This is a genomic window from Terrimicrobium sacchariphilum, from assembly GCF_001613545.1.
Classification (GTDB): Bacteria; Verrucomicrobiota; Verrucomicrobiia; order Chthoniobacterales; family Terrimicrobiaceae; genus Terrimicrobium; species Terrimicrobium sacchariphilum.
On record NZ_BDCO01000002.1, the window covers coordinates 763,092 to 788,503 of the forward strand.

Annotated in this window: 17 protein-coding genes; 4 read left to right on the forward strand and 13 right to left on the reverse strand. The window is 63.2% G+C overall.

Features of this window, described 5'->3' with window-relative positions; all coding sequences use genetic code 11:
- Positions 1-82: 82 nt before the first annotated feature.
- Genes TSACC_RS04070 through TSACC_RS04080 form a run of 3 tightly spaced genes read right to left on the reverse strand, consistent with a single transcriptional unit; the run spans position 83 to position 3,493 of the window.
- On the reverse strand, positions 83-1,876 hold the full coding sequence (locus TSACC_RS04070; RefSeq protein ID WP_075078112.1) for a family 20 glycosylhydrolase: 1,794 nt from the start codon (positions 1,874-1,876) through the stop codon (positions 83-85).
- A gap of 34 nt (positions 1,877-1,910) precedes the next feature.
- Positions 1,911-2,834, reverse strand: a complete 924-nt coding sequence (locus TSACC_RS04075) for a nucleoside hydrolase (RefSeq protein WP_075078113.1) — start codon at positions 2,832-2,834, stop codon at positions 1,911-1,913.
- A complete protein-coding gene (locus TSACC_RS04080; RefSeq protein WP_075078114.1) occupies positions 2,831-3,493 on the reverse strand; it encodes a hypothetical protein in 663 nt (220 codons plus the stop codon). Before TSACC_RS04080 ends, TSACC_RS04075 begins: the two co-directional genes overlap by 4 nt.
- A gap of 172 nt (positions 3,494-3,665) precedes the next feature.
- Between TSACC_RS04080 and TSACC_RS04085 the strand changes: the two genes are divergently transcribed.
- The 4 genes from TSACC_RS04085 to TSACC_RS04100 all read left to right on the forward strand — a co-directional run bounded on the left by TSACC_RS04085 (position 3,666) and on the right by TSACC_RS04100 (position 9,116).
- Positions 3,666-4,235, forward strand: coding sequence for a hypothetical protein (locus tag TSACC_RS04085; RefSeq protein ID WP_075078115.1), 570 nt, complete (start codon positions 3,666-3,668; stop codon positions 4,233-4,235).
- Between the two features lie 125 nt (positions 4,236-4,360).
- The gene (locus tag TSACC_RS04090) at positions 4,361-6,193 is read left to right on the forward strand and encodes a sialate O-acetylesterase (protein WP_169809528.1); all 1,833 of its coding nucleotides are present in this window, start codon (positions 4,361-4,363) and stop codon (positions 6,191-6,193) included.
- The gene (locus tag TSACC_RS04095; protein WP_075078117.1) at positions 6,190-7,098 is read left to right on the forward strand and encodes a hypothetical protein; all 909 of its coding nucleotides are present in this window, start codon (positions 6,190-6,192) and stop codon (positions 7,096-7,098) included. Before TSACC_RS04090 ends, TSACC_RS04095 begins: the two co-directional genes overlap by 4 nt.
- A 47-nt stretch (positions 7,099-7,145) precedes the next feature.
- Positions 7,146-9,116, forward strand: coding sequence for a sialate O-acetylesterase (locus TSACC_RS04100; RefSeq protein WP_075078118.1), 1,971 nt, complete (start codon positions 7,146-7,148; stop codon positions 9,114-9,116).
- A gap of 268 nt (positions 9,117-9,384) precedes the next feature.
- Here the strand turns inward: TSACC_RS04100 and TSACC_RS04105 are convergent, their stop codons facing one another.
- The 10 genes from TSACC_RS04105 to TSACC_RS04150 form a co-directional block, all read right to left on the reverse strand.
- Positions 9,385-10,614 carry an MGH1-like glycoside hydrolase domain-containing protein gene (locus TSACC_RS04105; RefSeq protein ID WP_075078119.1) on the reverse strand — a complete coding sequence of 410 codons (1,230 nt, stop codon included), beginning with the start codon at positions 10,612-10,614 and terminating at the stop codon, positions 9,385-9,387.
- Positions 10,611-11,387 (reverse strand): alpha/beta hydrolase, encoded by a 777-nt coding sequence (locus TSACC_RS04110; RefSeq protein WP_075078120.1) that lies wholly within the window; start codon positions 11,385-11,387, stop codon positions 10,611-10,613. Before TSACC_RS04110 ends, TSACC_RS04105 begins: the two co-directional genes overlap by 4 nt.
- A complete protein-coding gene (locus tag TSACC_RS04115) occupies positions 11,384-12,844 on the reverse strand; it encodes an L-fucose/L-arabinose isomerase family protein (protein ID WP_075078121.1) in 1,461 nt (486 codons plus the stop codon). The genes TSACC_RS04110 and TSACC_RS04115 overlap by 4 nt, the downstream gene beginning before the upstream one ends.
- A 20-nt stretch (positions 12,845-12,864) precedes the next feature.
- Positions 12,865-15,261, reverse strand: coding sequence for a hypothetical protein (locus TSACC_RS04120; protein WP_075078122.1), 2,397 nt, complete (start codon positions 15,259-15,261; stop codon positions 12,865-12,867).
- Positions 15,262-15,363: 102 nt separating this feature from the next.
- Positions 15,364-16,815 (reverse strand): MFS transporter, encoded by a 1,452-nt coding sequence (locus TSACC_RS04125; protein WP_075078123.1) that lies wholly within the window; start codon positions 16,813-16,815, stop codon positions 15,364-15,366.
- A gap of 48 nt (positions 16,816-16,863) precedes the next feature.
- Positions 16,864-18,036 (reverse strand): glycosyltransferase WbsX family protein, encoded by a 1,173-nt coding sequence (locus TSACC_RS04130; protein WP_075078124.1) that lies wholly within the window; start codon positions 18,034-18,036, stop codon positions 16,864-16,866.
- Entirely contained in the window at positions 18,029-20,482 is a 2,454-nt protein-coding gene (locus TSACC_RS04135; RefSeq protein ID WP_075078125.1) for a beta-mannosidase, read from the reverse strand. The genes TSACC_RS04130 and TSACC_RS04135 overlap by 8 nt, the downstream gene beginning before the upstream one ends.
- A 25-nt stretch (positions 20,483-20,507) precedes the next feature.
- Positions 20,508-22,340 carry a hypothetical protein gene (locus tag TSACC_RS04140; protein ID WP_075078126.1) on the reverse strand — a complete coding sequence of 611 codons (1,833 nt, stop codon included), beginning with the start codon at positions 22,338-22,340 and terminating at the stop codon, positions 20,508-20,510.
- 10 nt (positions 22,341-22,350) lie between these two features.
- The gene (locus TSACC_RS04145; RefSeq protein ID WP_075078127.1) at positions 22,351-24,696 is read right to left on the reverse strand and encodes a beta-galactosidase; all 2,346 of its coding nucleotides are present in this window, start codon (positions 24,694-24,696) and stop codon (positions 22,351-22,353) included.
- Between the two features lie 17 nt (positions 24,697-24,713).
- Positions 24,714-25,403, reverse strand: coding sequence for a hypothetical protein (locus TSACC_RS04150; protein WP_075078128.1), 690 nt, complete (start codon positions 25,401-25,403; stop codon positions 24,714-24,716).
- Between the last annotated feature and the right edge of the window lie 9 nt (positions 25,404-25,412).

Genomic DNA, 25,412 nt, shown 5'->3' on the forward strand with positions numbered 1-25,412 from the left:
CTCCTGCGATCACTCCTCGCGTAACGCAAGCGGGGCCTTCCCGGCAAGATTTCCGTCACGCATATGGATGCGGAAGGACGAGTCAATCCACTCGCCGCCCGCCCTGCAGGTAGGCGGTGATGGAGCGCAGGACCTCGCGGATTCGCTCCAGCTCGGAGGGCTTGTTTCGCATGGCCCAGACGCGCGCCAGCTCGAGGTCAAAGCCCTGAAACTCCGCTGCGAGCTGCGCGGCATCCACTGGTGGCCGCCGGAGGTTCCCAGCGTGATGATGGCAGACGAGAGCGAGCTTTTCCATCAGCCGCAGGCCGTGAAGGCCGAGGCGTATCTCGGGGGTCAGCACAGGGTCGCCGGGCCGGGCCGAGTCCAGGAGCCGGTCGATCGCCAGCGTCAGCGCCTCGAGCCTCCGGAGGGCGGAGCGATGGGCGCGCGGCGTGAATTTCAGGAGGTCGCAGAAAAGCCCCGTGCGGGCATCGAACCAGTCGGCCGGCATGTTGGGCGAGCGCGGCTGCCAGTTGCGGGAGATCGCTGTCCACTCCGCCTTCGCGGTCGAGGCGGCCTGGCCGAGCAGGAGCGCGAGTTCTCCGCTGTCGTCGCCGAGAAGCAGTCGCGAGGCGCGGCGGTAGAAGGTACGATAGCCGAGCGAGGAGGAGCGTGCATTCCATGCGCTGGCCCCTGCGAGCGCGATTTCCGGAAAGGTCGGCCCCAGGCAGTTGATATGGCCGCAGTCGCCCCAGTCCGTCGTGATCGAGCCGAGCGCTCCGTGGGTGAGGCCCTGGCGCGCGAGCGTGACGATGTTGGCATGGGCTGTCCTGCGATCGGGTAGCCAGCGGTTCCAGCCGGACGCGCCGGAGCAGACGCAGAATGGACGCCGTGCTGCCTTGAGCTTTGCCGCCATCGTTTCGGCAGGCCGCCGCGAGTAGTCCCAGTGCAGCAGTACGGCATCGGAGGCGATTTCTCCCAGCAAGCCGGGGTGATCCCGCACGATGTCTCCCCAGAACATGGGCGTTCGTCCCGCCTCATGGACGACGCGGATGATTGCGTTCAGGAAATCCACATAGAGCCGGTCCTTGCCGAGCCTCTCTGCTGCTTCCCGGTTCTTTCCGGTTCCCAGGTCAAAGGTTTCATCACAGCAGATGTTGAAATAGCGGGAGCGGAAAAGAGGCGCGACCTCCCGGATGATCCCGGCGACGAGATCGAGGCTGCGCGGGTCGCGGCAGTCCAGCGTGTAGTGCGCCATCCGGTCCCACCACGTGAAGGGATCGCCCGAGACATCGCGCTCGAGTTCGTTCAGCTCCGGGAACTTTCGGTGAATCCACGTGTAGAAATGCCCGAAGGTGGAAAAGGACGGCACGAGGTCGATATGCAGCTCGGCGCACCGGGCATCGAGCTGGCGGATCTCCCGGGCGGTGAGAGGCGATGCGCCCTGCCACACCTCGTGGTGCTCGCGGAATGCATAGGTGTGCTCGATGTAGAGCTGGAGGTGGTTCAGGCGATGGGCCGCGCATCGCTCTGCCAGGGCGAGGAGAGTGTCGAGGGTCGGCACCTTGCCGCGGGTGACATCGTGGTAAAATCCCCGGATCGGGAAATCCGGCCAGTCCGAGAGTTCCACCGCGGGCAGGCGGTCTCCGTGGCGGGTGCGCAATTCCTCGAGGGCCTGCCGGGCGTAAAGGAACCCGGCTGCGTCCCGCGCCCGCAGCTCGATGCGATCCGGAGAGATGCCCACCTCGAAGGCCCCGGCCTCCGGGCGCGGATTCCTCGGCGGAGTCTGGATGACGGGGGAGTCGCCCCGGCTCCAGCCCGGGAGCAGGCGCAGTCTCCGGGGCGGTATCAGCAGCGCGGGGCCGCTGGCGGAGGAGTTTGCAGCGCGGGGTGTCATGGAGGGAGTGGGAAGATGTGGAGACCGGTGCGCTTCAGGCGGCAGGGGCGGCCCCGAAGACGGTATCCAGGTAGAGCTGCCGCACCTCTTCCTGCCGGATACCGGTGGTCACTTCGATCTTCGGCCCTGAGGGATGCACGATGGTCATCCCGGCGGTGAACTCGCCGCGTGTTTCGATCCGCACCGGCAGGGTCTCCGTCTGGTAGAGATCGCGGCGGAACGCCCATAGGATCGGGAAAAGGTCATACATCACGGGGCCGGGCTTCCAGTTTTGCACCGGGTGCCATGCGTCGATGGCGCGGCCGAGCGCCTGGTGCAGGGGCGACGCGGACTGGCGGAAACGGTCGCAATCTTCCGCCGTGAGAACGAAGCGCCGCGTGATGTCCCATGTCCCCATGGCGATCGGGATGCCGGAGGACAGCACGATATCGGCCGCCACGGGGTCAAACGCCATGTTGTGTTCGCGGCGGTTGAGGGCGGTTTCCCCGCCCATCAGCGCAAGGGAGCGGATTTTTTTCGCGATCCCGGGGCGGCGCTGCAGGGCGCTGGCGATATTGGTCAAGGGAGCGAGGGAGGCGATCATCAGCTCGCCCGGGTGAGCCTCGGCCATCCGGATGATCAGCCCCGCGGCATCGTGATCCTCGACCTCGTCGCGCGGGTCCCAGGGTTCCGCGAAGCACGCGTGATTTATCGAGACGGCGGGATCTTCCAGGCGGGCGGTTTCCGCCGGGCTCATGGACCGGGTCGGGTACTCAAGGCCGGCCGCCACCGGGATGTGCCCGAGGTTGAGCCAGCGAAGCAGCCGCTTGACCAGGCGAGCCCTCGCTGCCGAGGGATACGTGACCGTGGTGATGGCGCGGACCGCGATCTCATCACGCTGCAGAGCGAAGAGCACGGCCAGGAGATCGTCGATATCCTGGCCAGGGTCGGTGTCGATGAGGAGGCTTTGAGGGCTCACTGGGCCGGGGCGTCCGAGATCGTGACATTCCCGACTTCAAATGGCTGGTTTGGCTTGGGGGCAAACTGCACGAAGATGCCTTCGATATACTCGGCTTCGTCGGAGGGTTCCAGGCGCTTGAGGAAACTTTGCATGGGTACCCGCACGGTCTCCCACGTCGCGGTGTCGGCGTCGAGGGTTGCATGAGTCAGGCCGATGAGTTCCTCGCCCGCGATCTGGAGCGTTCTGCTCCCTCCCGCGGCCAGGCGGACCAGCATGCTGATCTGAAGCCTTGCGGCGGCGGTTGGCGCCGGGGTCCCCTCTGGAGGTTTCGGGGTGTTCAGCTCAATGCTGACGTTGGCGTTTTTCATTTCGCCGGTCAGCGCTATGGCATCGCCACCGCTGCTGCTGTTGGCACCGCCATAGCGGAGGGTTATCCCGGAATAATCCGCCGCGTCGGGTGCGACCGTGGTCGTGATCACCATTCCGCCCTCGGCATCCTCGACTCTGGCAGTGATGCCTCCAAATCCGCTGACGCGCCACCCTGGAAGGAAATCATTCTGGCGGGAAAAAATCTCGATGTTCTCTCCGAAGACCGCAGGCGCGCTGCATGCGATCGCGCCGACACAGAGGAATAATAAATTCCTGGCTATCATGCGGGTGACTCTGGTGCGCGACACTCGTGACGAGCAAACTCTATTCAACGCATTTTGATGCGGATCGCGGTGGCAAACGACGGGGCGGGGGGAGTCTGGAGGCATGGCGTTATGGGGGAGGACCCAGGTATTCTTTTGCATCAATATGCGAGATGCGGCGCTTGTACCGGGTGTGATGATTGGGAAAATCACCCGCATGTTCAACAGGCATTGTTCCCCCCTCCGTATTTTTGCGGGTTCTCTTTTCGCGTTCGTTGCCTTGGGAACCACCGGCTTCGCCGAGGATACCCTGGTCACTTTTGGATCGTCCTCCTCTCTCGCCGGCAAGGCCGTCCTCATGGGTCCGGGCGCTTCCAAGAGCGAAATGACGGAAACTGCGGAGGCTCTCGTCGTCAAGGAGCCCGATCCCTGGTCGATGAACATGCAGATCAAGGATGTCACTGGCGTCTCCCTGGAGAGTGTCGGGCAGGACGATTACTTTACCCTTACGATCAAAGGCCGCGCGCAGGGCGAGGGCCAGGTGGTGCGAGTCCAGTTTGTGGCTACAGGCTGGCAGACCTGGGCGATGTATGAGTTCGATATTTCCGGCATCTCGCAGGATGAGTTCACCACTGTGAAGGCCCTCACGCCGGTGAAGCAGCCGTTCAAGTCGCAGGGCACGCTGCCGTTTACCACCGTGGAGGCTCTTCAGCTTTTCACCTGGGGAAAGATGCCCGCCACCTGGGAGCTTGAGTTCAAGTCGATCGGGTTTGAGAAATCCAAGTAGCCGTCAGGCTTCCGGGGGGCGACTGGTCCCGGGAGGCTGGTCCGGAGCCTTTTCTTCCCTTATACAGAGAGATGCAGGAGCTTGTGCCGCAGGACTTCCGATGCGCCGGGATATTCGGCGACCATATGATTTTGCAGCGAGGAGGACCTCATCGCCTTTGGGGATGGGGACCGCCACACGGTCGCGTCGCCGTGTTTGTCGATGGCGAGCCAGCGGGAGAAGCCGCGAGTGATGCGCTAGGGAGGTGGATCGTCGAGATCCCAGAGATCGCCCCCGCCGGGGCGCACGACCTGGAGGTGCGCGGGAGCGGCTCGATTCATTTGCGCGATGTCTGGTCCGGCGATGTCTGGATTTGTGCCGGGCAGTCCAACATGGAGTTTCCCCTCTCGCGTGCTGTGCCCGGACCGGGAATCACCGAGGATGTGTCGCGGTTGCGGTGTTTTCTGGCCGAGAAGAGGGTCGCGTCGGGTCCTGGCGAGGACATCGCGGGCGCGTGGAGTGTCGGCGGCGGAGAGGAGTCGGCAGCGTGGTCGGCGATCGCCTACGCCTTTGGGGAACATCTGCTGCGGGAAACCGGTGTGCCGGTGGGGCTTATCCAGCTCGCCTGGGGCGGCTCGCCCATCGAAGCCTGGATGCCGATCGAGGCGATCGGCGAGATTCCGTCCCTGGAGGCCCACGCGGAGCGGTGCCGGAAGGCTGCCCTCGGGGAAACCCGGGACGCCATGGAAGCCTGGAACAGTCATCGCCAGGAAGCCTTCACCAGCACGGCTGGGCGCGATCGCGGCTGGGCGTCGCCGGAGTTTGACGACTCGATGTGGGCGGCCTGCCCGGTGCCGGGCGTCTTTGACGAAGTCACCGGGGATTTCGATGGCGCGGTGTGGTATCGGCGGAGCATTGAGATTCCCGAGGAGTGGGTGGGACGTGACCTCTGCCTGCGTCTCGGCGTCATCGACGATCTCGATCACACGTATTGGAATGGCGTGCTGGTCGGCACGACCGGCACGGATACTCCAGACTACTACAAGCACTCGCGGGTCTACACCGTTCCCGGCCAGCTCGTGCGTGCGGGCTCGACTACTCTCTGCGTCCGCGTTTTTGATGAATACCTGAGCGGGGGATTTCTGAGCCCCGAAGAGATGCTCTGCGTCGGCCCGGCGGATGATCCCGGGGCGGCCGTCCCGCTTGCCGGGACGTGGCGGATCGCCATCGAGCAGGGCATCGAGGAAAAGCCGCCCACCGTGGGAAATGCCCAGGAGACTCCCGCGGGCATCTTTCACGCGATGGTGGAGCCGCTTCTCCCGCTCCCGTTTTGCGGCGTGCTGTGGTACCAGGGCGAAAACAACCTCGGCAACGCAGCGCGGTACCGGCTCCTTTTCCCGGCGATGATTGAGTATTGGCGCTTCCGCGGAGGACGCGATTTTCCGTTTTTCTTCGTTCAGCTCGCCGCCTTCGGGGTGCCGCGTCGGAGCGCGGCGGGAAGTGCCTGGGCGGAATTGCGGGCGGCGCAGATGGCCGCGCTCGCCCTCCCGCATACCGCCGCCGTTTCGGCCATCGACCTCGGCGACGCCGCAGACATTCACCCGAAGAACAAGCTCCCTGTCGGCCGTCGCCTGGCGGACTGCGCCTTGCAAGGCATACACCGTCGCGCGGATCTCTGCGCGAGCGGACCCGAGGCGGAGGAGGTCGCGCTGGATTCCGGTCGCCTGGCTGTTCGCTTCCGGCACGCCGAGGGCTTGCATACGACGGACGGACGGACTCCGGCGGAATTCTACGCAGAGCTGGAGAGCGGCGAAATCGTTCCGCTGGATGGAGTGATCGCAGGCGACAGCGTGGTTTTTGCCGTGCCGGCCGGGAATCGCGTGCGCGGCCTGCGTTACGCCTGGGCCGATAATCCATCGGTGAATCTTGTCAACGCCGCCGGGCTGCCCGCCTGGCCCTTCCGGCGGGAGATCCCATGATCCAGTACCTCGCCCTCCTGCTCGCGCTGGCCCTCGGCGCCTTGCCGGGATTCGCGGCCGATGCCTGGTCGCCGACGAAATGGCAAAACACGCCCGCCTGGCAGTCGCGCTCGGGAGGCTGGCTCGCCGTCGTCTCGGAATCCCGCGCCCGCCTGATATACCTCGGCCCGGCAGAGGGAAGAGTCAATTTGCTCTACGCCCCGCCTGCTCCCGCGCCGCTCCGGCCTCGTGGGGGGCACATCGCCTGGCTGGGACCGCAGGCGGAGTGGTACGGTGGCAGGGAGGTCTGGCCGCCGCCGGGTGGGTGGGAGTCCGCCGGGAGCGCCTCGGTTTCCTCCTCAGGGGATACGCTCACCATGGTGCTCCCGCGCGTGGCGAATCTGCCCGTGCTTTCGCGGTCCTATTTCTGGAAAGACAGGGCCCTGCATTGCCAGGTGGCATGGTCGGGCGGGAAGGGGAGTTATCAGGTAATACAAATCGTACAACTGCCTCCCCAGGCCATGGTGACGGCCCGGCCGGGCGGAGCCTCCGGGGGTGGATTTATCCGTATCTCCGTGGATGGGAGGAATCGGCGCGAGTCACCGGCTGGCAGCCCGGAGATCGCCATGCGGGCGGATGGCGCGGTCCAGATTCGCTCGCGGGAGGGCCGCGCAAAGTTCGGCTTCCCGCCGCAGCCGCTCCGCGCCGTGATCGGAAGATATTCGCTCGTGATGGAGCGCGGGGAGACGCTGGGGCGCGTCCTGGACTCTCCGGATGCTGGTTTTGACACTCAGGTTTACGTGGGGGGCAAGGTCCACCCATTTGTCGAGATCGAGCAACTGAGCCCCCGGTTGAAGAACGCCGGGAAGGCGGAGAATGCCTTCACCGTGATCCTCAAGCCGGGTATGCGCGATTTTCTGCCCTGAGCGAGGTTTTCTCCTCCCCGGAAAAGTCCCATCAAAATTCCCATGCCATGAAGAGGTTGTTCCCCTGTCTTGCCGCCGTCGTCTTGCTGCCCGCCGCTCTCCCTGCCGCCGAGCTGAAGCTGGCAGGCATCTTTACGGACAACGCCATCCTTCAGCGCGACAAGCCGGTGTCCATCTGGGGCCGAGCCACCCCCGGAGACACTGTCACCGCCGATATAAACGGGCAGACCCGCTCGGCCGTGACGGGAGCGGACGGGCGCTGGCAGGTGATGCTCGAGCCGATGAGCGCCTCGGCGACGCCGGTGCCATTCCGGGTTTCCTCCGGCGCGTCGAGCGTCGCGCTCCAAAACGTGCTGGTGGGCGAGGTCTGGTTCGCCGCCGGCCAGTCCAACATGACCATGCCGGTGCGCGAAACCCGTGACGCTGCCGCCGAAATGGCTGCGGCGGGCAATCCCGCCATCCGCGAGTTTTGCGTGATCCAGCGCGCACCCTTCGCCCAGCCTCGCGAGACGACCGACCGCATGGGTTCGTGGGTTCCCGCGACTCCCGCATCCGTTGGCGCATTTTCCGCCACCGGCTACTATTTTGCGAGGGAGCTGGCGCGGGCGCTCGAGGTTCCCGTCGGCATCATCCATGCCTCCGCCGGCGGCATCGCGGCCGAGACGCTCACTCCGCCCGATGCGATCAAGGACATCCCGCCCCTGCGCCATCTGCTGGATGAGCGCGGCATCGGCTACGGGAAGGACGTGACCGAGGAGGAGTGGGACCGCCGCAAGAAGGCCAAGGCCGAGTACGTTCTCACCATGGAGTCACCGGATACTGACGACAGCACGTGGGAGCGGGTTTCCACCCTGACGACCAATCCTCGCGACCGCACAGCCACGTGGTTCCGCTATCACTTTGACGCCGCCGAGGCCTGGACCCGCCAGCCGTCGGTGCTGCGCATAACCAAGGTCGCCGGACTCGGAACCATCGCCATGAATGGGCGGCGGCTGTATCCCGTAAACAACAACGCTATCGACATGCTCGAGTACCGCATCGATCCCGGCGTGCTCCGGGTGGGAGCAAACACCCTCGCCTTTTGCGTGAGAGGATACTCTCTCAATGACCGGCCGGCGGAGGTTTGCAGCTTTGCAGACCCGGCGGATGCCGGACGGGAGCTGCCCGTCCCCGGCCCGGCCTTGCGCAAATCGGAGTCCGAGGGACCCACCCCGGCGGAGAATCTCGGCCTGCTCGGCAATCTCTTCAACGGGATGGTCGCCCCGCAGATTCCGTATCAGGTACGCGGCATCATCTGGTACCAGGGCGAGGCCAATGTCGGCCGGCCGGGCGAATACCGGCTCCTTTTCCCCGCGATCATCCGCGGCTGGAGGGAGCTGTGGCGCCAGCCGGATCTGCCCTTTCTTTTTGTCCAGCTCGCCGGGTTCATGAAGCAGTCGGCCCAGCCGACGCCGAACTCCGGCTGGGCCGAGCTTCGCGATGCCCAGGCTTCCGCGCTGGCGCTGCCGGGGACCGCCATGGCTGTCGCGCTGGACCTCGGCGACGCCCAGCAGATTCATCCAAAGAACAAGCAGGAGGTGGGCCGCCGCCTCTCCGTGGCGGCGCTTGCCGGTGTCTATGGCCGCAAGGATGTCGCAGCCAGCGGACCGGTTTTCGCCACCTGCTCGGTCGCGGATGGCAGGATGCGTATTTCCTTCTCCTCGGCTGACGACGGTCTGGTCTCCCGTGATGGCCGCCCGCTGACCGGCTTTGCCATTGCCGGAGCAGACGGGAGCTATGCCTGGGCCGAAGCCCGCATCGTGGATGGAAACACGGTGGAGGTATCCAGTCCGCAAGTACCTGATCCTGCCCGGGTGCTTTACGCCTGGGCCGACAACCCCGATGCCAATCTCGCGAGCAAGGCCGGACTCCCCGCGGTGCCTTTCCGGGCTTCCGTCAACGATGTATCACTCTCCAATACGGAGTCGCCCCGACCAGGCGCGGCGAAAACGCCTGGAGGGGCTGTATCGAAGGATTGAAAAGTTTCTCCCCTATGAGTCACGCCCATGCCTGGATGAGGAAACCTATCCATCTACGTCAAACGCGGCGAAGTGCACGTGGCCTTTGCCGGGGGGATTTTGTTGTTTAACGAGAAAAACGTCCGCCAGAAACTTCCCGTGATCGTCATCCTGCTCGTTGGGATTGTCATCACCATGCTCGGGTGAAGCGTTTTCGCGGAATTTCGCTTAATACATCGGTTTCTCCGCTCCGGCGCGGCGGTTTTCCGGAGTCGGCGGAGTCATGCGTTCAGGAGGTTTGGTCTTCCGTTTCCATCAGGAGAGCGAGGACGTTCCAACTGATGAAGCCCGAGTTGAAGTTCGGCTGGGCCGAGTCGGGGTGATAGCACTCGTGAAGGGTCCCGGTGGCTGCCAGGTCGTTTTCCAGCAAGGCGCGTGTCTTGCGGGCGAGGGTGGCGGCATCGGAATGATATCCGTAGTTTCGCAGCCCTTCGTAGATCATGTAATTGGCCACGATCCAGATCGGGCCGAGCCAGTTGCTGGGATTTGCGCTGTTCGTTCCGGGGCTGTACATGCGCTCGGTTTTTGAGAGGCTCCGGATACCCCAGTTTGCGGAGAAGGAGCGTTCGTCGCGCAAATGAGAGTTCACCAGGATCGCAGCCTGCTCAGGTGTCGCAACGCCGCTCCACAGGGGCAGGAAGCCGGTAAACATGCGAACTTTCAGCGGAAGCGAGCGCCAGCCCATGTCCATCCCCTTCTGAATGCCGGGAAGATAGTGATCGCGGTGATCCGCGCATTGCACATCGACCGTATAGAAGAAGCCGTCGAGATCGTCCCAGCATTCGCGAATGATCGCCGCAGCCAGATCCTGCGCACGCTGCGTCAGCGCGATGGCATCGGACGTGCGGCCGAGCTCCCTGGCGAGCTTTGCGGCAGCCAGGAGGTCTTTGTGGAAAAGGCAATTCAGAAGAAGATTCGCTGAGGAGAACTCCGGGCGCCCGTAGGTGGTCGGGTCGCAATCCACCCCGATGGCCACATCGGAACCCCATACAAAAAGGCCGCAGGGGGACTGATAGCGGGACTCCCAGCGCTGGTAGAAAAGGAGCAGACTGTCGAAATACGGGGCGACCCAGTCGTAGTCTCCCGTTGCCTCGGAGATATCGAGAGCGAACTGGGCAAAGACGGGCTTTGCCTGGTTGTTCTCTCGCTGGTCATCGTTGCGGCAGGAGAAGAAGTCGACATTGTCGGACTTTATCATGATCGAAACGGTGCCGTTGGGCGCCTGGCTTTCGAAGAAATTTCGCCAACTGCCCACGGCATGCGCCGCCCAGGTCGCGCGCGATTCGTGACTGAAGAAAGCCGGGCAGAGCAGGAGTCCCTTTGCGATCCAGAAGCTATCCCAATCCCAAAGCTCATCGTGAAAGATGCCCCCGGGGACGATAAAGGGGTGCTCCAGGATGCCCATGGGGTTTCGGAGCGTGGTGCCGATCTGCGAGGCGATGTAATCTTCGATCTTCATTTGGGAAAATTGAGCGCGGAGCAGGCTTCCGCCAGGGCCTGGGAAAAGGTCTGCGACATCCGACGAGTATCGTCTTGTCCGCCAGCCCAGAAGCCGTGGTCGTCATCCGGACCGTCAAAGACGTGTAGAGCGGCCCTCGCACCGGCCCGCTGCCAGGCCGCGACCGCGTCGCGCGAATGGGTGAGGGGGACCAGCCTGTCATTGACGCTGTGCACGCAGGTCAGGTCTGGCGGGATGTTCTCGTGCCGGAGCGCGGAGGCGGAATCCAAATGAGCCGGAGTGATGGATTCCGCACCAAAGAAGCGCTGGTGAAAGGAGGGGCTGAACAGAAAGGCATGGGAGGTCCCGCGTTTGGCGTCGACGGCCACAGGGCCGGCGAGGGAAAGAATGTGCGCCACCCGGGATCGGCCGATGGCACGGCCAGCCATCAGGGCCAGATGGCCGCCAGCCGAGGCTCCGGCAATACCGATGCGGGACGGTGCGGGGCAGATTTCTCCACGCTGGAGGAAATCCGCTGCGGTGAGGCAATCCTCGAGAGCCGCGGGCCACGGGGCGTGCTGGAGCAGGCGATAGTTAATGCCAAAGACCGCAGCGCCTCGCTCCTGGAGAAAGAGCGCCACGGGGTCCAGCGCCTCCTTGCTCATGGCGTCCCAGCCGCCGCCATGGATCAAGAGCCAGAGCGGAGATGTCTGGAGCGGGCCGGGAAAGTAGTCGCCGCGATGTCGCTGATGCGCATCTCCCGAGCGGTAGGCGATGTCGCGCAGGATGGTCATGTGACCACGGCGTGCTCCACCCCGAGGATGCGGGCGATTTCCACCAGCTCCGAGGCATGATGGCCGATGCCGAGTGCAAAATGGTGGGTGGGACCCTCGGCCACCCACCGCTTCAGGAACGTGCGCACATCGGGCTTGAAGACGCCGTGCGTATTGGTGTTGCCGGTGGGCGGAATGGGGCGGCGTATGGACTCGCCCTCCGCGATCACGAACTTGAATCCTCCCCGGGCGGTCTGGCCGATGCTGAGCATGGTGATCGGGCCTTCCTTGATCTGAAACTCCACGCCTGCGCCTGCGCCCGGCTTGCCGTGGTATTTTTTCAGACTGCGAATGACCGGCTTGCTTGCGGCGATATTGATATGATGCGGGCCGTCGTGTCCGACCAGCACGCTGTCGAGCTTGAAGTCGATGGGATGGAATTCGGCGAAGCTGCCGCCGATGTCCAGGCGATCCATGATCATCATGGCGATGCAGGTTTTCAGATCAAACTCCCCGCACATCGGGAAGCCTGCCCCGGTGAGCAGGGAGTTTCCCACGATGAAGTTCGTGACCAGCGTACGCAGCTCGGAACCGGGTTCGCCTTCGTAATAATACGCGAAGCCATCGAGCTGCTTGTCCGCGATCAGGGCCTCCAGCGCCACGGCGGCCTTCGCTGCGGTTTCCAGGTCGGCCTCGGTGAGCTTTTCTGTGAGAGGGTCGCTTACCGGGTCGGGCGTGTCGAAAAACTCAAGGATGCGCGATTTCCAGCCCTCGACCGCCTCAGGCGCGGCGGTGCGGTAGTGACGATGCACATCGCCCGGCTCGACCATCACGACATGAGGACCAAAGGCGGCGGTGATCGCGGTCGGGTCGGTGTGCATGTCGAGCATGGCCTCGAGGACATGGCCCATCAGGCCGATGCGAGCCGTGCGCAACGAGCGGAGCACCTTGGCGATGCCGCACCAGGAAGCCAGCTCCGCATCCACGACCGGGTCGCCGTCTTCGTGGCCCAGGATGACCGGGGGCGGTCGGCGACCGAAGCGGATGGCGACGCCGGTGAACTCCGGCACCGAGCAGAAGTCGTCATTGCAAAGCTGCATGAAGGTCGTGCCATTGGGATAATCCATCGCCGCCAGCGGCTGGATCGCCACGAGCACCATCGGCGCCTGGATTTCCCGGCAGAGGATTCCAAAGGTGGACGACGTGCCGTAGGTGGCCATGTCCACGAAGAGGACATCGATGTCGGCGGCTTTGATCCGCGAGACGGCATCGTAGGCCGCCTGGGCGTGGTCGAGCATGCCAAAGTCGGCCACCTCCAGGCCGCGCGCCTCGAGGCGGGATTTCACATGCAGCCGCTTGCGGGTCATCTCGTCGAGCAGGCCGGGGAATTGAGGCCAGTAGACGTGGTGGCCGATGGCGAGGAGGCCGGCGCGGGCGGAAAGTGGCTTGAGTCGATCGATTTTTTTAGGTGCGTCCATAGGGCAGGGAGAGTGAGTGTTTACCAGGAGATCAGGAGATCCCCGGTGACATGGTGCGCGACGATGCCGGGGCCGGATTTTTCCGAAGGCACTGGGGTGCCGAGGCCAAGGTAGGCGTCATTCAGGGTAAAGGCGGGCGAGGTGCCCACCTGGGGGAGGAAGGTCACCCGGGCATCCTTCAGGCCGGTGACAAGGAGGCGGCGGCTGATTCCGATTTCCCCCGAGTATTGCTCGCGGCACGAGACCTCTCCACTCTCCGGCTGGGTGACGAAGACGCGGCATTCCCTGTGCCAGGCTTTTGGCAGATGCATCTGGCCGGAGCCATCGCCGGTGAAGAGGACGTCGCAACCCACGGGGATGGGCACGCCCTCGGGAAATCTCCAGCCGAGCCGCACCGAGGTCGACGGCCAGTAGCCGGAGAAGAACCAGCCATTGTCCCGCCGCGCAGCGAGCAGCAGCGGGTCAATCAATTTTCCGGCAGGCTTCACGTAGGTAATCTCGTAGCCAAAGACTTGAAGCATCCAGCGCATGAGACGTTCGGCCGGGAACCACTCGGCGGGATCGTCGGCTTCCGGCAGGCGGGCCGTAATGGCTTTCACATCCGCGCAGAATGCTCCGCGCACCCAGGCCACGGTGCCTCCTGCGGGCAGGCGGCGGGCCAGGGCAAAGCTCCGGGTTTCGCCGTCCCTCTCCACGGTGGCGAGCACCTCGACATCGTCGCGCGCAGGCAGCGCCACGCCGACGCCTCCGCCGGAGGTGAGCTCGCGCACCAGCATTTTTCCCGGCACCTGTTCGCCCGCATCGGGGCGCAGCGTGGTGGTGAAATGGACTTCTCCTGCGATGGCGGGAGCGGGTCGCGCATCGAGCCACTTTGCGATGCGGGCGTCGAGGTGGTCCAGTGGACCGTACAGCAGGAGCCGGCCACCGGATTCCACATGCTGCACGAGAGTATCCGCCCAGGCGGAATCCTCGGGCGGGGCCGGGCTGACGAGGATGGTGCCGGCAAAGGGAGAGGTTCCTGACGAGACGAGGTTGCGCGTCGAGACGACGGTGTTGAGAGGGAATCCCGCGTTCACCGCGCCGCGAATGAACCAGTCGCCGAAAAAGACCTCGGAGATGCGGGTGGGGTTGCCCAGCGTCCAGTCATGGTACTCATCAAATGGATAAACCCAGGTGACGAGGCCCGGCTGGTCGGGGAAGTCCGCGAGCGCCCGCAGGAGATGCGGCGTGATTTCGCCCGGCACCTCGTCGGGCATCCTGCCATAGGAATCGTCGATGGTCAGCAGAGCCACGGAATCCGGCTGACGCGGCGTGCCGTCGGCCTCGAGACGGCTGCAAGCCAGCGGCAGATAGATATCGTGGGGTTCGCGACCGTAGCGGTCGAGCCATGGGCTGTTCAGCCACCAGGGATCATGGATGTAGTAGCGGAAGGGTACGGCGCTGCCCTCGGGCAATTCCGCGATGTGGGAGAGCCAGCCGACGATCTCCAGGCCATAGTCGCCATTCAGCGCCGCCCATGGGGAATTCACCGGAGCCGTCACCCCGTAACCCCCGCGAAAGATCTCCCGGACGGGTGCGGCGTCCGAGGCGAGGTCCATGCCCGTCGACAAATTGCTGCCCCGGGTTTCGATCGGGACCGAGGGACATTCGCGGCGGAAGTCCTCCCAGAATCGGAGGATCGAAGCATTCACGCCTTCGACATTGGCAAGGTCAAAGCGGTCACCGTCAAAGACCTCGCCCGTGACATTCCAGGAATCGAGCGAATAGCCGAAGCCATTGGAAAGCCATAGATAGTCAATACCCAGGTCGCGGAAGAAGTGGTCGCTTTGCCGGCCGAGGAAGGTTCCCAGGGTGGTGCCATCGGGAATGCCCTGTGGAAATCCGGCATACGACCCGGCATCGCCCCGGAGTGTGGCGGCGCAGTGCACCCACTGGCACGCGCCCATGATGTCGCCCTTGTTGATCTCGGGATGGCGTTCGTACTTGAAGGAAGACTCGGCAAACTCCGGACCCGGATCAAAGATCGTGCCGACCGTGACGGGGAGGCCGGTCACTTCCTGCCCGATGGTCTTCAAGCTCGCGACGAGATCGCGCAGGCGCGCATAGGTCCAGACCGACGCGTCCTCCCGGTAGAGCCAGCGGCTCGAGTGGAGCGTGCGGCGCCCGGGGTCCCAGGAATGGGCAGGGCTGTCATTCGCGATGCCGATCCATTTTGCCCATTGGATCTCGTCGTCCATTCGGCCCTTGTAATCCAGGATCTCGCTGCCCTCGGCGGTCCAGAGAAGGAAGGAGATTTTTTCCGCGGAGCGAATGAGCCGGTCCCACTGCCGGAGGATGCCGCGGATGACATCCGCCATGGCGGCGGGAGAGCTGTCGTGAAAAGGCTTGAGAGAGATCTCGAGGATGAGTCGTTTCATGATGATGGATGAAGTCTGGAATCCGCCGCCGATCCGCGCGCATGAAGAAGGGGGCTGGGGCAATCTGGTTTCATAAGCAGGCAATACATGCGGTCTTCCTCACTAAACAACGCCCCGCCGGGCCTCCAGCCGGGAGCGAATCTCGGCCATCCCTGCCCGATCGAGGGGATACCAATAGGTGAGCAGCAGGGCGAGAGCCCAGAGCACCGCGGGAAAGAGGATATAAATCCCGATCATGCGGGAGATGACTCCGTCCACCTGCTCCGCGTGCTTCACGGAAAACCCGGAAAGCTCGAGGAGCAGGCCGCTTGCGCCGGTCGCGCAACTGAGCGAGGCCTTGAAGAACCAGGAGAAGAAGGCGTTCAGCGAACCTTCCCGCCGCCGGCCGGTCTGCAGCTCGTCGTAATCCGCCGTGTCCGCCTTCATGGAGGGAATGAGGAGCCACACCGCCGAGATGGCGCTGGACTCGAAGACGCCGGGGATAAGGGTGAGATAGGGATTCGCGGGATCGAGGAAGAAGTATCCCATCACATGCCCGACAAGGGTGAAGCCGATCATGCAGAAGAGAACGTTCCTTTTATCGAATCTCACCGCGAGCCAGGACCAGGCAGGAATGAGCAGGATGCCTGTGACGACGATGACGCTGCCCTTCCAGCCGCTCACGACCGCCGCCGCGGCGAGATCGCCATGGAAAAGATAGTAGATGCCGACGTATTGACCCAGCCCGGTGACGGCGACCGATCCGAAAACCATGAGGAAGGTGATGCCGATCAAGGACCACAAGGGCTTGCAACTGGCGGACTCCCTGATGCTTTGCCAGAGCGGCTCCCGAGGCTTGAGCGAGTTCTCAGACTCAAAATGACGCTCCTTGACGAAGAAGGCCGGAAGCAGGCCGCAGACCAGAATGAGGCCCGCAATGATCCAGCAGGCGGTCTTCATGCCGATGACGATGTCTCCCTTGCCCGTCGCAGGGTTGATAAACCAGCTGCCGGTGAGAAAGGCGAGGAGCCAGCTGCCAAGGAGGGCGGAGACCTTGCCGAAGAAGGTCATCCAGCTGGCGAGGCGGGTGCGTTCATCGTAGTTGGGAGTCAGCTCCAGCTGGAGGGCGTAGTACGGCATGGCCCATAGCGAGAAGCAGGTGAAAAACACGATCCCCACGCCGATGAGATACAGGATCCTGGGAAACTCGCCGAGAGTAGCCGGCATGTTCCAGAACAGCGGATACACGCAGGCGGTCAGGATGGCTCCGGCGATGAGGAAGGGCTTGCGGCGACCCCAGCGGGTGCGGGCGTTGTCTGAGATGTTTCCCACAAAGGGATCGATGAAGGCATTCCAGATCAGGAGAATCATGAGCACGATCCCCAGCAGTGTCGGGCTGATCCCCAGGCCGATATTGAAATACGGCATCCAGAGCGCGCCGGTGAGGAAGCCTACGGCGACATTCTCCGTGCTTACGCCCACGCTGAAGGTTACCTTTTGCAGGAGCGGAATGCGCTCGAGCACGGCAGTCTGCGGGCAGGTGACCTGAGGATCAGGAGCGATGACCTGAGACATGTCAGGAATGTGGATTTCGGAGGTTCACGCGATCTGCCCGCACGGGTTTCATTGTTTTCCGAGGCTGGTGCGACAGGCATCGCGCAGCGCCTCCAGATACCGCATGCCGTGGCGCGTGTCGGGTTCCAGATAGCTTCCTTCCGTCCATTCGTTCCATGCGTTGATGGTGAGGGCGGGCAGACATCCTGGGCTGCGGCGCACGCGGTCGAGGGCGCGAGCCACCTGCTCGCCAAATCGCTCCGGGGTGTTGTCCCGGATCACAGACATGAAGGGGTAGCCAATGGGGCGGAAGACATCGGATGCCACGGTGCGTGGACTCGGGTCCCAGCCCATCGTCACATTGGAAAGATAGGGAAGAGTCAATTCCGATGTGATGCGATCCCAGTACGCATGGTATTGGGCGGCCACGTCCTCGTAGGGCGTGGCGGGGAACTTGCCGAGCGTCGCGTGATGGATCCAGACGTAGGAGGAAAAGCTGTCAAAGCCCAGTTCGGCGAGGACCTGGGCGGGTTCGGTCACCTGCTTCTCGCCCGGGAGGATGGTCTCGCCCCAGAGCACGGCATTGAGATGGAGATCGGGAAAGCCGGCGCGGCGCGCGAGGGTGCGAAATTCCTCCAGGGCCTGCCGGGCGGCCGCCAGACTGCCGAGGCCCTCCACGAACCGGCTGAGTTCATAGATGGAGAAGTAGGGGCGGCCATCGATTTTCCAGTAGTTTGGCTGCTGAAAGTAGCGTTCGATGACCTGCTCGCAGATCGCCCGGAAGCCTTTGGCGGAAACCTCGCCCCGGTAAAGCACTGGGGTGTCGCGGTGCATGTCGGCCATCGCCTTGGCGGGATGAATGTCCACCCAGGTGTGGTTGGCCCACATGAGGGCAAACTTCAGCCGGTCGCGATTCGGCGCCTGGAGAAAACCCTCGTCGAGCGCACGTCCCAGAAACGGCCCGTCCTCATAGTGATACCAGTCGAAAAGGAAGACATCGATGGCGTGGTCTGCGGCGGCGTCGATCTTTCGCCCCATCACGGCAGGGTCGGCCTCATCCTCGTATCCCCAGGCAGGCACCAGCGGCTGGGTGTGGCCCTCAAAGCGCGGGCGGGCGGTTTTCAAAAGCTCCCACTCCGTCCAGCCCGGGCCGTGCAGCGCCTCGTTGCGGGTGTCGGCGTGGTAGTTAGGAAAGTAATAGGCGGCGATCTCCACCGGAGTATGGCTTGCGGACTTATTCATAAGTTTCCCGGAGATGACGAATGGTGAGAGCTTTGCGGAATGCTGCCAGGGTGGGCTTGTTGCGCTTGGGGGTAAACTGAATGACCCGGGGCAAGCCGGGCAGAAGCGTGAAGGCGTTGTCGTCAAACTCGCCGGGGATGTCATCCGCATTCAGCGAGACCCAGAAGGCCGGGTGATTGGTCGACAGGGTTACGGCAAATCCGCCGGGGATGGCTTCGATCTTCCGGGTAATCTCGGCCTGGGGCAGATCGCATTTCTTGTAGGTCGCAAAGAAAAACGTATTGCGAACCACACGACCGCCGACAGTTCCCTCCACCTGGAGGAAGAGCTTCTCCGGTCGGTCCGGGATTTGAGAGGCCGTGATGGTGCGAAGCAAAGCGGCGGCCCCAGCCGGGATCGCTTCGCGCCAGGAGAACTTTTTCCGGACGGCACCTGAGAAGTCGCGAATGCTGATTTCCACCCGGCCGCTGGCGGGGTCGGGCAGGTCATTCGTTCCCCAGATCTCGACTGCTCCGTCTTTGCCAGGGTGGATCGAAACCAGGACGGGATCGAAGAACCGCCGGGCGGCGTGGTGCAGGAGCTTCCACTTTCCGCCGTACTCCAGCGAGGACCAGGAGCAAACCGGCCAGAGGTCGTTCAACTGCCAGTAGAGCGCGCCCATGCAGAGCGGTCGCAGCCGACGCCAGTGCTCCACTGCGATCTGGATCGCGATGGCCTGCTGGACCTGGCTGAGATAGACAAAGTTCTCAAATCCCTGGGGGATGCGAAAATACCGGGCAAAGTTTTCGGTGATACGGGTATTGCCTCCCGGATTGCGCTGGTGGTGCTCCATGACGGGAGCGGTAACATTCCACTGGTCCCGCGGAGCATAGGTCTTGACCACATCCAGGGAAGGAAAGGACTGGTAGCCAAACTCGGAGCAAAAGCGCGGGCGCACGTTCAGATACTCCTCGAAGGGCTTGCCCTCGTGCCAGACGCTCCAGAAATGCATGTCGCCCCGGCCGTCGGAGTGCCAGCAATCCGAGTAATCCCCCGGCCCGCCGCACGGGCTGCTGGGCCAATAGACCCGCCGGGGGTCGAGCTCGCGGACAATGCGGCCCACCACGCCTTCATTCAGCCGGTCGTAGTCGATCAGATAACGATCGCGGTTTTTCCTCGGTTCCTCGAACCACGACAACGCGCCGACGTTTTCGTTGTTCCCGCACCAAAGGGCGAGCGAGGCGTGATGCCGGAGGCGCTTGACCTGATGAACGATCTCCGGCTCCACCTCGGCGAGGAACTCCGGCGTGCCGGGATAGAGTGCACAGGAAAACATGAAGTCCTGCCACACGAGCAGGCCCTTTTCATCGCAGAGATCATAGAAACAGTCGGACTCATACTGCCCGCCGCCCCAGACGCGGATCATGTTCATGTGCACGGCGGCTGCGCTGGAGAGCAGATCGTCCATCACCTCGCGGGTGATGCGCTGCGGCAAGGCATCCGTGGGAATCCAGTTGGCACCCTTGCAGAAAATCGGCCGTCCATTGACTACGAAGGTGAGTGAGACGCCATCGGCATCCTCTGAATTCACCACCTCCACGGTGCGCAGGCCGATGCGCTTGCGAGTGGAATCTCCCGCCACGCTCACCTGGAGATCGTACAGGGGCTGATCGCCGTGACCATTTGGCCACCAGAGGCGGGGGCGACGGATCACGACTTTTTCCTGTAGAATATTGAGGCCGGGACGCAGCGTGACCGGGCGTGCGATTCGCTGGCCGTCCAGGGTGATTTCCAGCATGGTTTCGCCACCCTCGGGAGATGTCACCTCGCAGTGAATGGAAACCTCGACCAGTCCCTTGCGGTGGGTCTGCTCGGTCCAGACGTACTCGATGCGGCCCAGCGAGGTGGCGCCGAGATAGAGTGGGCCGCCGATGGCGGCGACCATGAGACACGGACCCCAGTCCCAGCCGGCATGGCACTGCGGTTTGCGAAGGAGGTTGCGGTGCGGCGACTGGACGGGGAACTGAGTGTAGGGGACGGGATATTTCAACGCCCTGGCCCGCTCCTCGGCCTCACGCTCCGCCGAGGCCAGCACGATACGGATGTGGTTTTCCCCGATCCGCAGGAAGGGTTTGACCTCCACGCGCTGCCGGACGAATGCGTTGCAAGTCGTGCTGACCTTGTGGCCGTTGACAAAGATGGCGGCCACCGTGTCGAGGCTCTCGGCATGGAGAAAGACCGACTTCTCGGCGAGGTAGTCCGCAGTCAGCGAAAACGTGCGCTCGTACGTCCAGTCCTCCCTCCCGACCCACTGCGCGGCCAGCTCTTCCTCGGCCCAGTAGGGATCGGAGATCTTTCCGGCTGCGATCAGCGCGCTATGTGTGTCGCCCGGTACTTCCGCAGGGCATGTCACGCCGGATGGAGAGGACGACAGCGTCCATGCGCCTTCGAGAGAGCAGATTTTCATTGAGAGTTTGGCGGGAGAGAGGGGACTATGGATAGCCGCTGTGGTTCAGGAAATCCCGGAGGATGCGGGCGGCGGGTTCATTCAGGCCGACCTCGCGGTATTGCTCGATCAAGCCGTAGTTGATCTCGTTCGTCTCGGAGTGCGCGACCTCGTAGATGAGGATGCCCGAGACGTTGGGATCGGCATCCACGGCGTTGAGGTACTCGTCATTGAGCTCGCGCCCTTGGGAGACATAGCAATGTGCCCAGACCCGCTTGCCCGCCTCGGTGGCGTACTCCTTGATTTCGCGGGCGAGGACGGGATCGTAGGCATTGAAGTGATAGTCTTTCAACGTCACCTCATCAGCCAGGTCGACGAGAGCTTTCCAGTCCTGGAACCAGATCTTGGGCATCGCCCAAAAGCCGAGTTCATTGATGTCCGCGCTGAGCCGAGGTCGTGCGTGGCAGTGGCGCAGGTGAATCTGCAGCTTCCGACCGGCACGGTGCAGTTCGCGGGCTGCTTCCTGGACAAAACCGACGAAGAACTCTCCGCGTAATGCCATGAGCTTCAGCGGATCATGAGGCTCGGTGAGAATGTCCACGCCATGCCTGGCCTTGTACGCCTGAACGAGCGGGGCATTGAACCCGTAGTTCACATAATCGCTCACCATGCCGGAGTGGTTCTGCAGCCGGATGTCCACGCCATCAAAACCCATCTCGATGCAGGTTTTCACCCAGTCGAGCCAGTAGGCCCGCACCTCGGGATAAGCCTCGCAGGGCGTGCCCTTCATCGTCGCGAGGTGGCCGCGAGCGATGCCGTAGGCACCTGCTGATTTCCAACCCGAGCCGCGAAAGCCCGAGCCGTACCACTCGAATTCAAAGCCCCATTCCCGCAGTTCCGCCTCCGCCGCAGCCGGATCATCGATGGGGCGGGCGATTTGCTCCATGCCCCATGTGCGCTCGGCGGCGGGCTTGAGGTTTTCCACCGTATTGCCGCCCCTTCGAATGTAGGAGGTCACGGTGGCGGGGAGTGGACCGTCCGGCCCCTCCAGAGTGATCATGGATTGAGGGAGAGTGTGGAGGCGGTTTGCCGAGTTTACCAGCACGGCGAAATAGCGGATGGAGGGCGGGATATTCAGACCCGAGAGCGTGAAGACACGGCATCGGGCCGGGCGTTCCTGCAAGGGAAACCCGTTGGAATCGCGAACGATCTCCTCGCGGATTTCCTCCGCGACAGTCAGCGGGCCCTCATAAGGTCGGTAGGTGCCGTTGTCTGCGCTGGTCAGCAGGCGGAGGTTACACGGTGACGTGTCGCACCCGATGAAGGGCCCCTCCAGATCGGCCACTGCCTCGAGGCAAAATCGGACTGTGATCGTATGGACGGGCTTTGTCGCCTGCGCAGCGGCGGCCGGATCGGGTTTGCGCTGTACGGCGAGGCCGGGATGCCGGCTGAGAAGGGCATCGAACCCGATGCGCTCGCCGCCGATCGTCTCGCAGCGAGGCATGTCGTAGACGACCTTTGCCCCGTGCGGCACGGTGGACCCTCCGCCGCCTTCGTACGGCTTGATGATGGCAAATGCCTCCATGCCGAGCTTGTGGCACTCATGCACATAGGCAAAGTTGGGGTCTCCCAGCGCGACGAGTGACTTGAAGGAATAGTTTTCAAACCCCGGCACGTCGGGCGGCTGAATGCTCAGGATGGGATTGGAAAACGTCGGGTAGCCGGGATTGCAAAGGACGAAGTACACCCGGTCAAACCCGAAGCTCTTCAGCAGCCGCAGCTCCTCGGCGACGCGCTCCTGGTCATGGAAACCGACGGCCAGTTGCGGAAAGATATCCACCACCGGCGCGATCGCCTTGCCCTTTTTGGTTGTCTTCATGGAGCGCGACTCAGGGAGTGGGCTTGAGGGTGCCAAAGAGCGACGGGTCCTTCTCACCGGCCCCGAGACCGGAACCCCACTCCAGGTATCCTGCGCGGCCCGAGCCGTCGTTGTTATTCACCAGCAGCGAGATCTTCAGCGGAGTGCCGGGATTGTAGGCCATCGGATTGAGCTCGGACCAGTCGAGATGAATGCGGTAGGTCGTCACATCTCCCTCATGCTTGATCTCACATTTGCCAAACTCCACCGTGTCACCCACGGCGGAACGCCGGGCCGGGAGATCGGCTTCCACGTTGGCATTGGAGATCTTGCGGAAGACGACACCGGCCGGGGTCAGGGCACAGACGACCTCGGTGTTCGATCCGAACATGCCATTGCCTTCGCAATCGATGCCGACCTGCACGCTGTCGCCGTTCCACCAGCCACTGGTTTCCTTCTGCTCGTGGGTTGCGTCCTTGACCGCGATGAGGATATCGACGCCGCTTTCCGTGGCACCGACGGCTGCGCGTGCGGAGATCCTGGGCTCCTTGTCCTGGTAGGGAACCCAGTTCCAGTCCTTCGTGATCCAGAGCGGATCGGAGGCAGGCAGCTCGGCAGGCAGGCCCGCCTTGGCATACGTCGCCGATGGGGACGCGGCAGATGACCGCTTCTGGCGATTTATGGGCTGCAAGCGGTCCGAAGGGGCGGCCTTGGCCAGGGCGGCGGCATCCGGGGAGGAGAGGTAATACAGGATGCCCGGCTTGAGTTCCGTCGCGGCATTGAGCGCGACCTCGCGGCCCTCCCAGTCGTGCAGTTTGGATGAGGGCGACTGAAACGCCTTCAGGTCCTTCGCGGAGAGTTCCCCCTGCTCAGTCCAGACCACGAGCATGTCGCCGTGATTGGTCTTGAGCAGGATGCCCGTGCCGTTGTCACCGAGGGAGATTTCCTTTTCGAAGGTGGCCTTTTTCCCGGTGAGGGTGAGAAAGACCGCCTTTACCACGGCAGCATGGCGCGGCTCGATGCGCGGGCTTTGACGGAAGAGGCCGGCGCTGTGAGTGAACCATTTGTTGGCTGCGGCAAAGCCGACGACCTCCTTTTCGACCTGGTTGGTCATTTCAAAGATGACGGTGCGGACCACACCCTGTTTGATCTGGTTCAGGAGATCCTTCATCATGCGTAGCGACAGCGCGCTTTCCGACGCGGGCGGACCGGAGAGAACGCCGCTGCCGATCAGGATCGCGTGCCACTCGGAGACGACCGGAGCCTTCTCCGGGGCATCATATCGACGCTCCACCTCGCGGAACTGTCCGACATCCGTGGAGATGGCGTGCAGGGAGAGCTTGTCATAGTAAGGAGCCACGCCGCCCTTGAGGATCTTGTCATAGAACGAAACGTAGGATACGCGCATGCCGAGGCCGCCATTCCATACCTCCGCCTCGGGCTGGAGGCGCTTGATGGTTTCGTATCCGGCACGCTGGAGGCGTACAAAGTTGGCTGGTGTGTCGTTCCAGAAGCAGCTGGAACCTGGCAGGTTCGGCTCGTTCCAGATCTCCCAGATGCGGATGTGATCCTTGTAGCGCTCGACTGTCTTTTCCACGAAGTTCGTGAAGTCGCTCATGTCTTTGGGCGCGTAGGCGGCGGATTCCCGGACGCAGATGTTGATCTTGTCCTCCTTCTCGGGGTAAGGCGAGGCCCAGGTGGGAGTGTAGCAAAACTGGCCGCCGATTTCGAAACCGGCATCGGCCAGCGCCTTGACGGAGCTGTCGAGCTTGTCCCACCGATACTCGTCCCTGGCGGGCTGGATGGCGTCGGCCAGGTTGGTAAAGTTTGCCCCCCACGGGATCGAGTGGATCATGGTGAACTCATAGCCGACGAGTTGAGCCAGCGGGATCTCCCGCTCGTTCAGATGGTACTGCCAGCCGAATTGACCGACCCGGGCTGCGCCGGGTTCCGGCCTGGCCACGACGGCCACGCTGTATTTCTTTCGCTCGAAGCGAGCCTCTTTTCCATTCGGCGCGCGGCGCGTGAAGCTGTCAGTAACCTGCGCCTTGGACCCATCGGCAAAGGTGACAAAGAACTCGATGTCGTAAAAACCCGGTTCGGCGTCCTTCCAGACCCAGCCGTTCGTTTGGAAGTCGTCCTTGGAGACCTCGACCTGGGCGACGGGAAGGCCGTCGACGCCATAGACATTGCCTTGCAGGCTCGCGAGATCCTTGGGCAGAAAGCCACCGGGTTTGAAGACGATCGGCTCGCCCGGCGTCCACCAGGCATATGGGGCCGAGGGTTTCAGGGGCAGGCGGATATCATCCCTGGCCGGGAGCGAGGGCGTCGCTATCCAGAGGGTCGCGGCACAGAGCAGGAGAGGGAAATACTTCATCGGGCGACAATCTGATGCTACTGAACCACCGAGACGGAGAAGCCGCCGATGCTGCGTGCTTCGGAAACCTGCGAGTACCCGGAAAAGCCGCCGTAGCGAGCGTCGAGCCGGATGTTCTTCTCCTTGATGTTGAAGGCATCCACTGCGAGGTCGTCGTTGATCGTGAGGTCGATCGTGCCCTCGTCCTGATGATAGGTCAGCTTGACGGTGTTCAGGTTATCCGGGTCGAACACATTGGCCCGGCCTCGCACAAGCGTCTTGGCCGTCTTGGAGGTGGCGTCGGCCGGATCGGGGTTGAACATCAGGGCGAAGTTTCCCGTGGAATAGATGATGACATACAATCCTCCAAAGGTGGGATTGCTTGCCTGCTCGGCATTGCCTAATCCCAAGGCCATCCAGCCGGGATTTTCAACCGCGGGAACGGGCTGGATCTTGGCCTCGAGCGTCACGGACTTGAAACCTTCCGGGAGCTCGATCCGCGCACCATATCCGGTCGCATCCTTTACCCGGAGACCGCCGGCGGGGGCGAAAACGACGTTGGGGCTGGCCTCCCAGATGGTACCGCTGGTGCCGACTGGCTGGCGGTTGAGCGGGGCGCCGGGCGACCTGCCCTCGAGTTCGAATTTGTCTTCGAGAGTGATTTCAGCCTGCACCGAGACAGCGCAGAGAGCCAGGAGAGAGAGGGTGAGCAGGGCGGACTTTTTCATGAGATATCG